Source organism: Bacillus sp. ISL-34, assembly GCF_018613325.1.
Taxonomy (GTDB): domain Bacteria; phylum Bacillota; class Bacilli; order Bacillales; family DSM-1321; genus Peribacillus.
Window position 1 is genome coordinate 142,955 of record NZ_JAGGQJ010000021.1, and the last position, 13,595, is coordinate 156,549.

Consider the following 13,595-nt stretch of genomic DNA (forward strand, 5'->3'; position numbering starts at 1 on the left):
AGATTGGTCATTTCGTTAGCATTCTTTCTACATTGGCTTTAACTTCATCTATATTCCTCATTTTATTATCCCAACAATCCTGGCTTAGATCTACCGGGTATTCTTCAGGATTAAGTGCACGCAGGTACTCCGGCCATAATACTTGGAGATTTTTTTGCGTGAAGGCCTTGATTTCATCTATGGTTGGCAATTCATAAATCAAACTTCCATCCTTGAAAATATCCACATGCAGATCAACCGCATCGAAATCCGTGACGAATTTACTTAGGAAGGTATGGACAGGATGAAACATTTTTAATTTTTCCTGTTCCTGCGGCTTCTCATATTCCATCGCCAAATAATCACCTTCAGCATGATGGTTCACTTTATTGATGATTCGATATACTCGTTTTAAGCCAGGTGTCGAAACCTTTTCAGGGTTAGAAGAAATTTTGATGGTATCTCTCATATTCCCATCTTCACCCTCTATTGAAACCATTTTATAAACGGCACCGAGCGCTGGCTGGTCATAAGCAGTGATCAATTTGGTTCCGATGCCCCAAATGTCAATTCTTGCTCCTTGTTGTTTCAGGTTGATGATCGTATATTCATCCAAGTCATTGGAAGCGACAATCTTCGCATCATGGAAGCCTGCAGCATCAAGCATACGTCGTGCTTCTTTTGATAAATAAGCTAAATCACCGCTGTCAAGACGGACGCCAATGAAGTTTATTTTATCGCCCAGCTCCTTGGCAACACGTATTGCATTCGGGATGCCAGAACGTAATGTATCATAGGTATCAACCAAGAATACACAGTCTTTATGGGAAACAGCGTATTTATGAAAAGCCGTATATTCATCTTTATAAGCTTGGATCATGGAGTGAGCATGCGTTCCTGAAACCGGAATTCCGAACAGTTTTCCAGCACGTACATTACTAGTGGAATCAAAGCCAGCAATATAGGCCGCTCTCGCTCCCCAAATTGCAGCATCCATTTCTTGCGCCCGTCTTGAGCCGAATTCAAGGGCAGATTCTTCACCGATGACCTGTTTGATGCGCGAAGCTTTTGTTGCCACGAGTGTGTGATAGTTCACAATGTTAAGCAGCGCTGTTTCTATGAGTTGAGCCTCACCAAGCGGTGCCTCCACCCGTAAAATCGGTTCATTGCCGAAGACGAGCTCTCCCTCTTTCATGCAGCGGATCTCTCCCGTGAAACGGATGTTCTGCAAATAATTCAAAAATTCTTCATCATAGTGCAGATCATTTTTTAAATAGTCGATATCACTTTCCGAGAAAGAAAAGTTTTGAAGGTAATGCACAATTTTTTCAAGTCCCGCAAAAATCGCATAGCCGCTGTTAAATGGAAGCTTTCTGAAAAATATCTCGAAAACTGCCTTCCGGTTATGTGTTTTATCCTGCCAATAAGTTTGGGCCATATTGATTTGGTAAAGGTCAGTGTGTAATGCGTAACTGTCGTCGTTGTACTTTTTTTCCATGGATAGTTCCTCCCAAAAGAAAAGCAATTGCTTCCCTTCTATTCTGTCGTGTGAATGGATATTATAGAATGGTTGCTCCAAGAGATCCTTTAAAATGTCCAAGCGCCCAATGGTGACCGGCATCATTGAACGAGGCCACTGCATTTTCATATACAAAGATTTTATAGCCTAGATTATAAGCGTCGATAGCCGTATGCAAAATACAGATATCTGTACACACCCCGACTAAATATACATCGGTAATGTGACGTTCCCGCAGGCGGATATCAAGGTCCGTTCCTGCAAAGGCCGAATAGCGTGTTTTATCTATATAATGAACATTCTTTTGATTTTTATTTGTTTCATATTCCTCTTTTAACGCCCCGTATAGGTCTCTCCCCATTGTACCGCTAATATTATGCGGTGGAAACAAATTCGATTCGGGATGTAAGCGGTCTCCTTCTTCATGTAAATCAATCGCGAATACCGTGTATTCGCCTTGTTCGATAAAATCCTTGGTTATACTGACAAGAGCCTTCTCGATATTCTGGCCTGGCTTCCCGCAGGTCAATGAACCACCGTCTGCCACGAAGTCATACGTATAATCTATATTGATCAATGCCTTTTTCCCCATATCACGAATTCCCCCTTAATAGTATATAGAGTCCATGACAACCTCTGCATTAAATCGGTAAAGCTGTGAAGGCCGATATGAATTCCGTTTCGTTTTCTTCTGCATTCCCTTTTCATCCAAGACTTTCTCCAAAAACGGGAGTTTCGGGGCTTTTGCATAAAAAAGTGAGTCTGCGCTGATTTTTGCATCATCTCTGGCTGTCAGCAAAACCCGTTGCAGTTCAGAAAGTGTAAATTCATCCGGCAGGAATTTTTGGGCTATCGTCGTTTGCACCATTTCTTTTTTCATTAAATTCATCGCATCGTTAATAATAGTATAATGATCGAATGCTAGATCTAATTGTAAGGCTTCCTTAATCGTGAACAATTCAACCTCGGCTGCATCGTCATTGGCTTTTCTTTGATGAAGAAACTCTTCCTGGACAATTGCATAAAAAGCATTGGATATGATCCATCCCCTGGGGTCGCGTCCTGGCCGGTCATAAACCCCGAAATGCTTGACATGGAATCCAGCTACGCCCGTTTCTTCTTTCAATTCCCTTTTGGCTGCTTCATAAGCAGTCTCGCTAGCATTGACAAAGCCTCCGGGTAAAGCCCATTTATCTCCTTCAACATTCGGGCTTCCTTCCTTATCTTTTGTGGCACGTTTGATTAATAATAGCTTCAAAAACATTTCAGGCGGGGCTTTCTCTGCCGTTTTCTTTGTAGTGATGGTAAAGATCGCAATATCTGCTGTGTATCCATCTGGTGTAATATATTTCTTTTTTTCCTGCTGAGCCATGGCAACTCTCACTTTCTTTCACTAAGTATGGAATGAATTAAGTAATTAGTAAATCATTAATTACTAATTATAGTACTCTTCCTTGTGTGAATTAGCAACTCTAAATCAGAAAAATTTTCTAATTATTTAAATAATCATATTTTCATACATGATAAATAGCCCGGTCATGATGACCGGGCTTGTTTGTTGAATTCTTTAAACGGGATAGACCCCATGTTTACGATCGGTAAATGTCAATTGCTTACTGCTATACGCTTCAAACCGGGCGCTCAATTCATCACGCAGGTCATTTGGCTGGATGATGCCGTCAACAATCATCTCGGAGGCTAAACGATAGATATCGATGTCTTCATTATACTCATTGCGCTTCTGTTCGATGAATTTGGTGCGCTCTTCTGGTTCCATTGCATTGATTTTATTGGCATAGACTGCATTGACCGCAGCTTCTGCCCCCATGACCGCAATCAATGCCGTCGGTAAGGCAAGAACGCAGTCCGGTTCAAAAGCGGGACCAGCCATTGCGTATAGTCCAGCACCATAAGCCTTACGGACAATGACAGAAATCTTGGGAACAGTGGCTTCACTCATGGCGGAAATCATTTTCGCACCATGGCGGATGATCCCTGCCTGTTCGACCTTCGTCCCAATCATGAACCCTGGAATATCCACCAGGAACAACAGCGGTATATGGAAAGCATCACATAAATTGATGAACTTGGCAGCCTTATCAGCTGAATCATGGAACAGGACGCCGCCCTTGACACGCGGCTGGTTGGCTATGATCCCTATCGTTTGTCCATTTAGCCTTGCAAGCCCAGTAATTAATTCAGGTGCAAATAGCTTTTTGATTTCACAAAACGATTGCCTGTCTATAACCCTATCGATCAGGTCATACATATTGAAAGGTGCATTCTGATTTTTAGGAATCAGTTCTTCCAATGTTTTTTCGAAATCCGCAGGCAGCTCAGGTTTTACGCTTTTAGGCCTTTCTTGATAATTTCCTGGAAAATAGCTTAAGTATCTGCGCGCAAACGCGATCGATTCTTCTTCCGACTTGACAAGCACATCCCCGCATCCTGAAACAGAACAATGCATTTTCGCCCCGCCCATTTCCTCTTCGCTCACCTTTTCGCCAATGACCATTTCTGCCATTCTCGGTGAACCTAAATACATGGATGCATTGCCATCAACCATCACGACAATATCACAAAAAGCTGGGATATATGCCCCCCCTGCGGCAGACGGACCGAACAATAGACAAATCTGAGGGACTTTTCCTGATAACTTCACTTGGTTGTAAAAAATGCGTCCCGCTCCGCGGCGTCCTGGAAACATTTCTACTTGATCCGTAATTCGTGCCCCCGCAGAATCGACTAAATAAAGAAGGGGAAGCTGTAACTTTTCAGCTGTTTCCTGAATGCGAATGATTTTCTCGACGGTCTTAGCTCCCCAGGAACCAGCTTTTACAGTCGAATCATTGGCCATGACACAAACTCTCTGACCATTGATTTTCCCGATGCCTGTAACCACACCATCGGCAGGCAGACCAACACTCGCACAATTAGCAAAGAAAGCGTCCTCTATTTCAACCCCTTCATCGAAAAGCAGCTCTAGCCGTTCACGTACGAAAAGCTTTCCTTTTTCAGCGTTTTTTTGATGATATTTTTCTAAACCGCCTTTTTTAATCGTTTCAACCGTTTCTGTTAGTTTATCCGTCGTTACCATCCCTGTTCCTCCTTCAAATGCAATCATTGGCCCTTAAATACCGGTTTGCGCTTTTCCTTGAATGCTGACAGACCCTCCAGTCGGTCACGGGTTTTTAATGTTGTCTGATAGCAGTCTTTTTCAATTTGCAATCCAGTTTTCAAGTCAGTCTCAGCCCCTTTATTGATTGCCGCTTTTGCAGCCCTGAGTGCTAATGGGGCATTGACCGCAATTTCCCCAGCCAATTTTTTCGCTTCCTCAAGTAAATGTTGGGGTGAATATACATGACTGATGATTTTCAAGGCATGTGCCGTTTTTGCATCCAGTCTCCTTGCCGTATAAATCAGTTCTTTCGCTGTCGGCATTCCGACTATCCGCGGCAGTCGCTGTGTACCCCCGGCGCCTGGGATGATGCCTAACGACGTTTCTGTCAGTCCCACCTTTGCCGTTTCCGATGCGATGCGTATGTCACAAGCAAGTGCCAACTCCAGCCCTCCGCCAAAAGCCGAACCGTTAATCGCTGCGATGACTGGAACTGGAAGGTTTTCTACAGCGGTAATCGTGTCTCCAATCAACTTGACTGTCTCCCTGACTTTATCATCATTCATACCTGCTCGTTCCTTAAGATCCGCACCTGCACAAAACGCTTTTTCACCTGCTCCGGTTATAATGACTGTTCGTAAATTGGAGTCAATTTTCAATTCCTCCAGCCCTTCGACTAAGCAATGAAGCAATTCTGTGGATAAAGCATTAGCAGCATCCGGCCGATTCAAAGTCACGAGGGCAATTCCCTGTTCCTCAATTCTTATTTCAACTAATGAAGTCATAAATTCACCTCTATTTCTCGTATTGTGCGTTATAAACAGCCATCTGATGGCTAGGCAATGGTTTTTCCAAAAAGCTTTGCATCGTGGCCGCAGCCTTCATTAGTTTTTCTGGATTGATTCCCGTCTGAATTCCCATTTTATGTAGCATATGAACCAGGTCATCCGTTGCAACATTTCCGCTCGCACCTGGTGCATAAGGGCATCCTCCTAAACCTCCGAGCGAAGAGTCGAAAGTGTCCACACCGTAATTCAGTGATTCAAGAATATTTGCGAGTGCCATTCCCCTTGTATCATGAAAATGGAGGGCAATCCGGCTTATATCATATCTTTTTACAGCCTGTTCAAGGAACAGTGCAACCTGCCTTGGAGAAGCGACCCCAATGGTATCACCCAATGAGACTTCATTGATTCCATATTCAAAAAGTTGATCACAAACACGGAAAACCTGTTCGGTCGAAACCTCCCCTTCATAAGGACAGCCGAAAACGGTTGAAATATAGCCCCTAACCGTTTTCCCGCTCTTTGCTGCAGTCCCGATGACATCCTTCATTATTGGAAAGGTATCGGAAATCGACTTATTGATATTTTTAAGATTATGCGTTTCACTGGATGACATGAACACGGAAATTTCATCGATATTGGCTTCAAGTGCCGACTCCAGTCCCCTTTGATTGGGTACAAGGGCCGCATAAGTGATACCGGGATTGCGCTTTATTCCCTTAGCCACAAGGGCGGCATCACTCAATTGGGGAATCCACTTTGGATGGACGAAAGAAGTCACTTCTATATAAGATAATCCTGTATCAGAGAGCTGATCGATCCAATCCATTTTGCTTTGCGCAGGTATCATGACCTTTTCGTTTTGCAGCCCGTCACGCGGACCCACTTCCTTAATTGTCACTTTTTCAGGCCAATTCATCTTACCCCTCCGTCCCTTTATTCAATGACGGCCAAAACGTCGCCCTCATTCACGAAATCCCCCTCATTCACTTTAAGTTCTTTAATGATGCCGGCTTCCTCAGCTGCAATGGGGATTTCCATTTTCATCGACTCCAAGATAATGATATCCTGTCCGTCGGTTACACTTTGCCCCTCGTTCGCTACGATTTTCCAAACGCTTCCTGCCATGCTTGCCTTTAATTCTGCCATCTTACATTCCTCCTGATCATTATGTTTTAAAATATACGTTATACAGTCAATTTTTTTATATATTTTGCAATGAAATCCGTAGTCGTATCTCCTTGGGAAAAAGCTTCATGAGAAATTATTTCCATCAGCAAAGGTAGGTTTGTTTTAATTCCTTCTATTTTATAGCTTGCCAGCGCTTCTCTTAATCTCTCGATCGCTTTATCCCTCGAATCGCCGGTAACCACCAATTTGGCGATCATCGGATCATAAAAGTGGGATACGACGGAAGATCCATGAACAGCCAATTCATGACGGATTCCATCACCTTCCGGAAGTTCCATGCTTGTGATTTTCCCCGGTGCTGGATAAAAGGTTTTCGGATCTTCAGCATATATGCGCACTTCAATGGAGTGTCCATCCTGTTTAATCTCACTTTGTGTGAATTCCAATTTGTTGCCAGATGCAATTTTGATTTGCTGTTCGACCAAATCCAGCCCCGTAATTTCTTCGGTGACAGGATGCTCCACCTGAAGGCGTGTATTCATTTCCAGGAAATAAAAATTTTTATTTGCATCAACTAAAAATTCGAGGGTGCCCGCATTGCTATAACCGATGGATTTTACCGCTTTCACTGCAGCCATTCCCATCCTGTTTCTTGTTTCTTCGTCAAGGAAAGAAGAGGGGGCCTCTTCCACGACCTTCTGGTGGCGCCTTTGAACGGAGCATTCCCTTTCCCATAAGTAAACAGCATTCCCAAAGGAATCCGCCAATACCTGAATTTCGATATGACGAGGCTTCTCAATCAATTTTTCTATGAACATATCTCCATTGCCAAAAAACAATTGGGCACGTTTTTGATTCCCTTCGAAGGCTTTGGTCAGCTCATCTTCATTAGCAACCGCCTGCATGCCGATTCCCCCGCCGCCTGCTGCTGCTTTTAACATGACTGGATAGCCAATCTTTTCGGCAACGGCTGCCGCTTCTGCACTATCAATTAATGGCCGTGAAAATCCCGGCACCAATGGAAGTCCAGCTTGCTCCATCTTTTTCCTTGCCTCGACTTTATTGCCCATCTGCTGGATGATCTCTGGTTTGGGACCAATGAATATCAAGCCTGCATCTTCGCATGAACGTGCGAAATCTGCATTTTCACTAAGAAATCCGTATCCAGGATGAATGGCCTCCACTCCGGTTTTCTTAGCTATTTCCAAAATCTTATTGACGTTTAAATAGCTTTCCTGTACTCTCGGGCCACCCAATAAATATGCCTCATCCGCCAATCCTACAAATGGCGAATCCGAATCTGCTTCCGAATGGACAGCGACAGTAAGTATTCCCAACTTTTTGCATGTACGAATAATGCGTGATGCTATTTCTCCCCTGTTTGCGATAAGAATTTTTCGAATCATTTGGATATCCTCCTTATTTAGTGCGTTCCGATAGTAGGTCAAGAGTTTGTTGCCGAAGCTTATACTTCTGGATTTTTCCGGATGCTGTCATAGGATAAGAATCGGTAAATTGAATGTAACGGGGAATTTTATGAAAAGATATTTTCCCTTTGCAATACTCGATCAATTCTTTCTCCGTAAGGGTTTCTCCTGCTTTCAAAATGATCCATGCCGCTACCTCTTCCCCATACTTCTGATCTGGAACGCCGAGTACCTGGACATCGACAATTGCAGGATGTTGATAGAGGAATTCTTCAATCTCACGGGGATAGATATTTTCCCCTCCGCGGATGATCATATCTTTCAGCCTGCCAGTAATCTTGCAATAACCCCTCTCATCCATCACCGCCAAATCTCCCGTATGAAGCCAGCCTTCCCGGTCAATCGCTTGCTCAGTGGCTTCCGGATTATTATAATATCCCTTCATTACATGGTATCCCCTTGAACAGAGTTCCCCCTGTTTTCCCCGCTGGACTTCTTCCCCAGTAGCCGGATCGACAATTTTCACTTCCACTTTCGGCAAAGCCCTTCCCACTGAGGAAACACGAAGTTCGATCGGATCGTCCGTTCTTGTCATCGTAATTCCTGGAGAAGATTCCGTTTGACCATAAGTAATCGTAATTTCCGAGATTCCCATCTTATTCACCACGCTTTTCATGACTTCGATCGGACATGTGGAGCCTGCCATGATTCCAGTCCGTAAAGAGCGTAGATCATACTGGTCAAAGTCATCGAGATTAAGTTCAGAGATGAACATCGTCGGAACACCATGAAGTCCCGTACATTTTTCGGCTTCAACGGTCTGAAGGACGGCGCGTGGATTGAATTCCACGATGGGCACCATTGTCGCCCCAACAGAAACAGAGGCCATCGTACCAAGGGAGCAGCCGAAACAATGAAAAAACGGAACCGGGATGCAAAGCCGGTCAGCTTCGGTAAGCTTCATGCATTCCGCGACATTCAATCCGTTGTTGACCAAGTTTGAATGCGTCAGCATCACTCCTTTTGGAAATCCTGTCGTCCCCGATGTATATTGCATATTAATCACATCACTGGATGCCAACTCCTCCATCCTCATGTCCAGCGACTCCTCCGAAACGGAATCGCTCCCGCTAATGACTTCATCCCAAGAAAACGTACCGGGATAGCGCGTTTCACCTAAAACGATGATATTTTTCAATTTTGGCAGTTTCTCAGATTGTAATTTTCCTGGTTCAGCATTTTTCAATTCAGGTATGATTTCATACAGCGTATCTATATATGAATGATCCTTATATTGTTCCATCAGGATGATCGTCGTCGAATCGGATTGCTTGAGCAGGTATTCCAGTTCACTTGTGCGGTAATTAGTATTGACCGTAACCAGCACCCCGCCCATTTTCGCGGTGGAAAATTGGGATATAAGCCATTCCGGTTTATTGGATGCCCAAATGGCGATATGTTCCCCTTTTTTTATATCGAGTGACATGAACCCCCTGGCCGCCTTTCGGCAAATCTTTTCAAATTCGCGATAGGAATGGCGCAGGCCTAGTTCATGGTACACCACCGCTTCATTATCACCATATTGTTCAGCTGTCCTTTCAAGCAGTTTCCCGATAGTAACATCTAGCAAATCAGACATCAAACTCCTCCTAATCAAATAAAGGTAAGAATGAACGCTTTTTGCTGTATAGATAACATCTGCTTTTCACCAAAATGAACGCAAGCAACATAGTTCATTTTACGTTCCGTAAAGATTAACAGCCTAGTTGTCTGGCGATAACGACTCTTTGAATTTCGGAAGTGCCTTCACCAATCTCCAATAACTTAGCATCTCTTAAATAGCGTTCCACTTCATATTCGCGCATGTAACCAGATCCGCCGTGTATTTGAATCGCTTGATTGCTGGCCCGGAAAGCGGTTTCACTTGCAAAAAGCTTGGCGTATGCCGCTTCCTTTGCAAAAGGTTTTTTATTGTCTTTTAACCATGCCGCCTTATATACCATATTCCTTGCCAATTCAATTTCCATCGCCATGTCTGCCAGCTTGAATTGAATAGCCTGGAAATTTGATATGGATTTACCGAATTGAATGCGCTCTTTTGAAAAAGCTAAAGCTTTATCAAAGGCAGCCTGAGCGATACCGACGGCCAAAGCTGCAATGGAAATCCTTCCTCCATCCAGTGTGAATAAGAATTGTTTAAAGCCTTTTACTGGATCACCCAATAAATTTCCCTTAGGTACCCGGACATTATCCAGAATGATTTCACAAGTATTGGAAGCCCGAACTCCCATTTTTTCATAATTGCTATTGATCGTAATCCCTTGGGTATCGGTTGGCACGATGAATGCCGAGATGATATTCTTGCCCTTGGAATCTTTGCCCGATACAGCAGTGACGGTAACGGTTCTTGAATAGCTGGCATTAGTAATCCATGTTTTCTCGCCATTGATCACATATTCATCACCTTCCAACACGGCAGTCGTTCTCGTACCGCCAGCATCGGAACCCGCATTAGGCTCTGTTAACCCGAAAGCTGCCAGAGTTTCACCGGTCGTGATTGGAACCAGATATTTTTGCTTCTGTTCTTCGGTTCCAAAATAGTAAATTGGACTTGCTCCGAGCGAAACGGCTGCTGCATAACTTAAGCCGGTTCCGCCGCACGCCTTGCCAACCTCTTCAACTGCAACGGCATACGAAATCGTATCACCGCCCGAACCGCCATATTCTTCAGGAAACGGAATTCCAAGCAACCCGAGTTTCCCCATTTTTTTGAATACATCCTCCGCAAACATGGACTTTGCATCCAACTCTATTGCAATGGGTTTAATTTCCTTTTCGGCAAATTCCCTAACCATTTCCTTAATCATCTGCTGTTCTTTTGTAAGTGAAAAATCCATATGTTCATTCCCCTTTCAATTGAGACCGACTAGTTGGTCTGTGCAAATCAAGTTTAATGTTTAATCCACAATAAATTGGTTCTTCAGTAAAAATGGCTGGGCGAACTCCGCTTCTTTTTGTTTATCTGTCAATAGGGCATTCAGAATTAAATCTACGTAAATATCGCCGATTTCATCGATTGTTTTTCCACCGTCCCTTTTGTACCATTTGTAGGACCAGTTCACCATCCCCAGAATTGACATTCCAGTAATTTCCACCGGCAATTCGCTGCGGAATACTCCCTTGTCAATGCCTTCTTTGATGACGGAAAAGATGATTTCTTTATACATTTGACGCTTTTTTTTGATTGCTTCAACATAAGGTGGTTTTAAGTAAATGCTTTCTTGATAGAAAACTGAGATGTGTGGTTTATAGAGGTCAAAAACTTTAACGAAAGATTGAATGATCTTCTGCATTTTTTCTGTTGGATGGGTACTTTCTGAAATGGCTTCCTGTGCTTTTATTAAAACATATGAAATAAAGTAATCATGAATGACAAATAAGAGTTCATCTTTGGAAGAGAAATGGTGATAAAACCCCCCTTTGCTAGTTCCGCATGCCTTAACGATTTCGTTAACGGAGACACCATGAAAACCATGCTGATCGAAGAGAGTCAACGACGTTTCAATTATTTTTTCTTTTAACTCCGTAAGACTGCACCCCCCTTTGTATCCGCTTACATTAATCCAGAATTAAGAGTTTGATTATGTATAAACTGGATTTATTTAGATTTTACCAAATATTTTAAAATTGTCAATTTTTAATTATAAACAAAAAACAGCCCTAAAAACCAAGAGCTGTCAACCTGCTTTATTTAACTATATATTCGATACCATCACATATCGTCATTCACTATTTATTTCTTCCCTTGACCGGTTTAATCTGGGCATTTACAAGCTGCCATCCATTGTTATACGTCCATACTGATTTAATCTTCAAAATCGGATCACGTTCATCGGACCCTTTTACATTTTGGACTCCCATAAGCGCTTTTCCTTTACCAAAAACGGTCTTGGGGTCAAGTGAAGAGTATGGATCAACCAAAAGCTCTGTCGGTTCATTTAGTTTTCCATTTCGATAAATGCCCATTTCATCATAAGCTTGTTTTCTGGAACTGACATCTATCACCACAGGCTTTTGACCTTCAATAATGATTTCCGCTTTGTATCCGTCAAGGAATTGGGCCATTACTGGAACGGATGGAGGGACTTCAAGTTCCTTCACTTTTCCATCCTTGAACGTATAGACGTAACTGGTTATCAACCGTTCTCTACCTTCCATCAAAACCGTGACCAATACATCCTGGACTCCATCATTATTCAAGTCGGCAACCTTGAGATCTGGATTATACCCAGCTTCAAGCGGGACGCTGATTGTACGGCGATTGCTTTCCACACTTAACTCAATTTTCTTCAGGAACTTGCTTCCTTCCTCAAATGGCAGTCCCTGAACCTGGATGATGTCTATTTTCTGGTCACCTGTTACATCTCTTTTTGTTGATATATATGTGCCATCAACCTGAAAATTTTTATCATGCGCTTCAACCGCTTGATAGCTCAAAAATAGTGAGATGACTAAAACCGCATATTTTAGCAGATCTAACTTTTTCATAGTGATAACCTCTCTTTTCAAAGATGAACTAATTTGACATTTGTCGCCGTTTGAACTTTCGGCGCTGATCTTTCATGAAGATGGACCAGAAATAATAGAACCCTGGCACTAATATCGCAAAGCCCACGATATATGTGGCAAACACGGCCCGGAATGAGGTTGGATCGGTAAATCCTGAAAGAATCGTGACATTTGGATATATGATATAAGGTAAATGTGCGATACCATAAACATAACTGCCGATTAAATACTGTATGATAATCGCTATTACAGCAACGCGAGGCATCCCTTTAACCTCCTGCTTAGAAAAATAGGGTAAGTATAGTGCTATCCCGCTAATGATGAAAAAAACGAGCGAAACGAATAACAAGTGAGAGTTTTTCATCATTCCTTGGTAGATCCAATTCGCTTCGTTTCTTAACGTGAGCATAACCAACAGGGCCATGACTAACATAAGCGGTCCCGTTATCATCGCATCCCTGCGATATATTTTGTATGCTTGCATTTCATCAGCCTGTTTTGAGTAATCAGATAGGAGCAAAGATGATAAAAAAAGCGTACTCATAATTCCGAACCCCACAAATGCATACTCATTCGGACTCGTGAAAAGTTTAAATAAATTCAATTCTTCATTTCCTTTTACGCCCTCGACAAATCCAAGATGGGTGATTGGCAATACGCTGATCAATAGCCCCGGTATGATCAATCCCGTCAATCCTGAGATATATGTTAACGCTTTTTCATATTTGTCCACGCTATGCGAGAAAACCAAGAAAGCACTCCTAATGCACAGCAGGACCAATATCAGGCTCGCGGGAACGATCAAGGCTACCCCAATCGGGAAAACTGCCCCTGGAAACAAACTGTAAATCGCGATGACAAGACCAACGACAAAAGTATTGGTCACTTCCCAAGTTGGTGATAAATAGCTATTTGCTATCTTGGTAGCATTCGTTTCTTCCTTTTTAATGTAAGTCATTGCCCAGAAGCCAGCGCCGAAATCCATAGAGGCCATGATGGCATAAAGAAAAATAAAGCCCCAGACCAGTGTTATTGCAAGAAGAGCATCACTCATTCGCCTTCCCCCC

13 protein-coding genes are annotated in these 13,595 nt (G+C 42.9%); all 13 read right to left on the minus strand.

Features of this window, described 5'->3' with window-relative positions; all coding sequences use genetic code 11:
• Nucleotides 1-7: 7 nt before the first annotated feature.
• The gene (locus tag J7E52_RS15210; protein ID WP_214748019.1) at nt 8-1,477 is read right to left on the minus strand and encodes a nicotinate phosphoribosyltransferase; all 1,470 of its coding nucleotides are present in this window, start codon (nt 1,475-1,477) and stop codon (nt 8-10) included.
• Nucleotides 1,478-1,538: 61 nt separating this feature from the next.
• On the minus strand, nt 1,539-2,090 hold the full coding sequence (locus J7E52_RS15215; RefSeq protein ID WP_214748022.1) for a cysteine hydrolase family protein: 552 nt from the start codon (nt 2,088-2,090) through the stop codon (nt 1,539-1,541).
• Nucleotides 2,091-2,105: 15 nt separating this feature from the next.
• Nucleotides 2,106-2,870 (minus strand): NUDIX domain-containing protein, encoded by a 765-nt coding sequence (locus tag J7E52_RS15220; RefSeq protein WP_214748026.1) that lies wholly within the window; start codon nt 2,868-2,870, stop codon nt 2,106-2,108.
• Between the two features lie 195 nt (nt 2,871-3,065).
• Complete coding sequence (locus J7E52_RS15225; RefSeq protein ID WP_214748029.1) at nt 3,066-4,595, minus strand: acyl-CoA carboxylase subunit beta; 1,530 nt, start codon at nt 4,593-4,595, stop codon at nt 3,066-3,068.
• A 23-nt stretch (nt 4,596-4,618) separates the two neighbouring features.
• Complete coding sequence (locus J7E52_RS15230; protein WP_214748031.1) at nt 4,619-5,401, minus strand: enoyl-CoA hydratase; 783 nt, start codon at nt 5,399-5,401, stop codon at nt 4,619-4,621.
• A 10-nt stretch (nt 5,402-5,411) separates the two neighbouring features.
• Nucleotides 5,412-6,320 (minus strand): hydroxymethylglutaryl-CoA lyase, encoded by a 909-nt coding sequence (locus J7E52_RS15235; protein WP_214748034.1) that lies wholly within the window; start codon nt 6,318-6,320, stop codon nt 5,412-5,414.
• A gap of 17 nt (nt 6,321-6,337) precedes the next feature.
• Nucleotides 6,338-6,550 (minus strand): acetyl-CoA carboxylase biotin carboxyl carrier protein subunit, encoded by a 213-nt coding sequence (locus J7E52_RS15240; RefSeq protein ID WP_148357946.1) that lies wholly within the window; start codon nt 6,548-6,550, stop codon nt 6,338-6,340.
• Between the two features lie 38 nt (nt 6,551-6,588).
• A complete protein-coding gene (locus tag J7E52_RS15245) occupies nt 6,589-7,938 on the minus strand; it encodes an acetyl-CoA carboxylase biotin carboxylase subunit (RefSeq protein ID WP_214748036.1) in 1,350 nt (449 codons plus the stop codon).
• A 13-nt stretch (nt 7,939-7,951) separates the two neighbouring features.
• Entirely contained in the window at nt 7,952-9,589 is a 1,638-nt protein-coding gene (locus J7E52_RS15250) for an AMP-binding protein (protein WP_214748128.1), read from the minus strand.
• A gap of 124 nt (nt 9,590-9,713) precedes the next feature.
• A complete protein-coding gene (locus J7E52_RS15255) occupies nt 9,714-10,856 on the minus strand; it encodes an acyl-CoA dehydrogenase family protein (protein ID WP_214748039.1) in 1,143 nt (380 codons plus the stop codon).
• Between the two features lie 60 nt (nt 10,857-10,916).
• Nucleotides 10,917-11,582 (minus strand): TetR/AcrR family transcriptional regulator, encoded by a 666-nt coding sequence (locus J7E52_RS15260; RefSeq protein ID WP_214748131.1) that lies wholly within the window; start codon nt 11,580-11,582, stop codon nt 10,917-10,919.
• Nucleotides 11,583-11,748: 166 nt separating this feature from the next.
• The gene (locus J7E52_RS15265; protein WP_214748043.1) at nt 11,749-12,507 is read right to left on the minus strand and encodes a hypothetical protein; all 759 of its coding nucleotides are present in this window, start codon (nt 12,505-12,507) and stop codon (nt 11,749-11,751) included.
• Between the two features lie 28 nt (nt 12,508-12,535).
• The gene (locus J7E52_RS15270) at nt 12,536-13,582 is read right to left on the minus strand and encodes a cytochrome d ubiquinol oxidase subunit II (RefSeq protein ID WP_214748047.1); all 1,047 of its coding nucleotides are present in this window, start codon (nt 13,580-13,582) and stop codon (nt 12,536-12,538) included.
• Nucleotides 13,583-13,595: the final 13 nt, after the last annotated feature.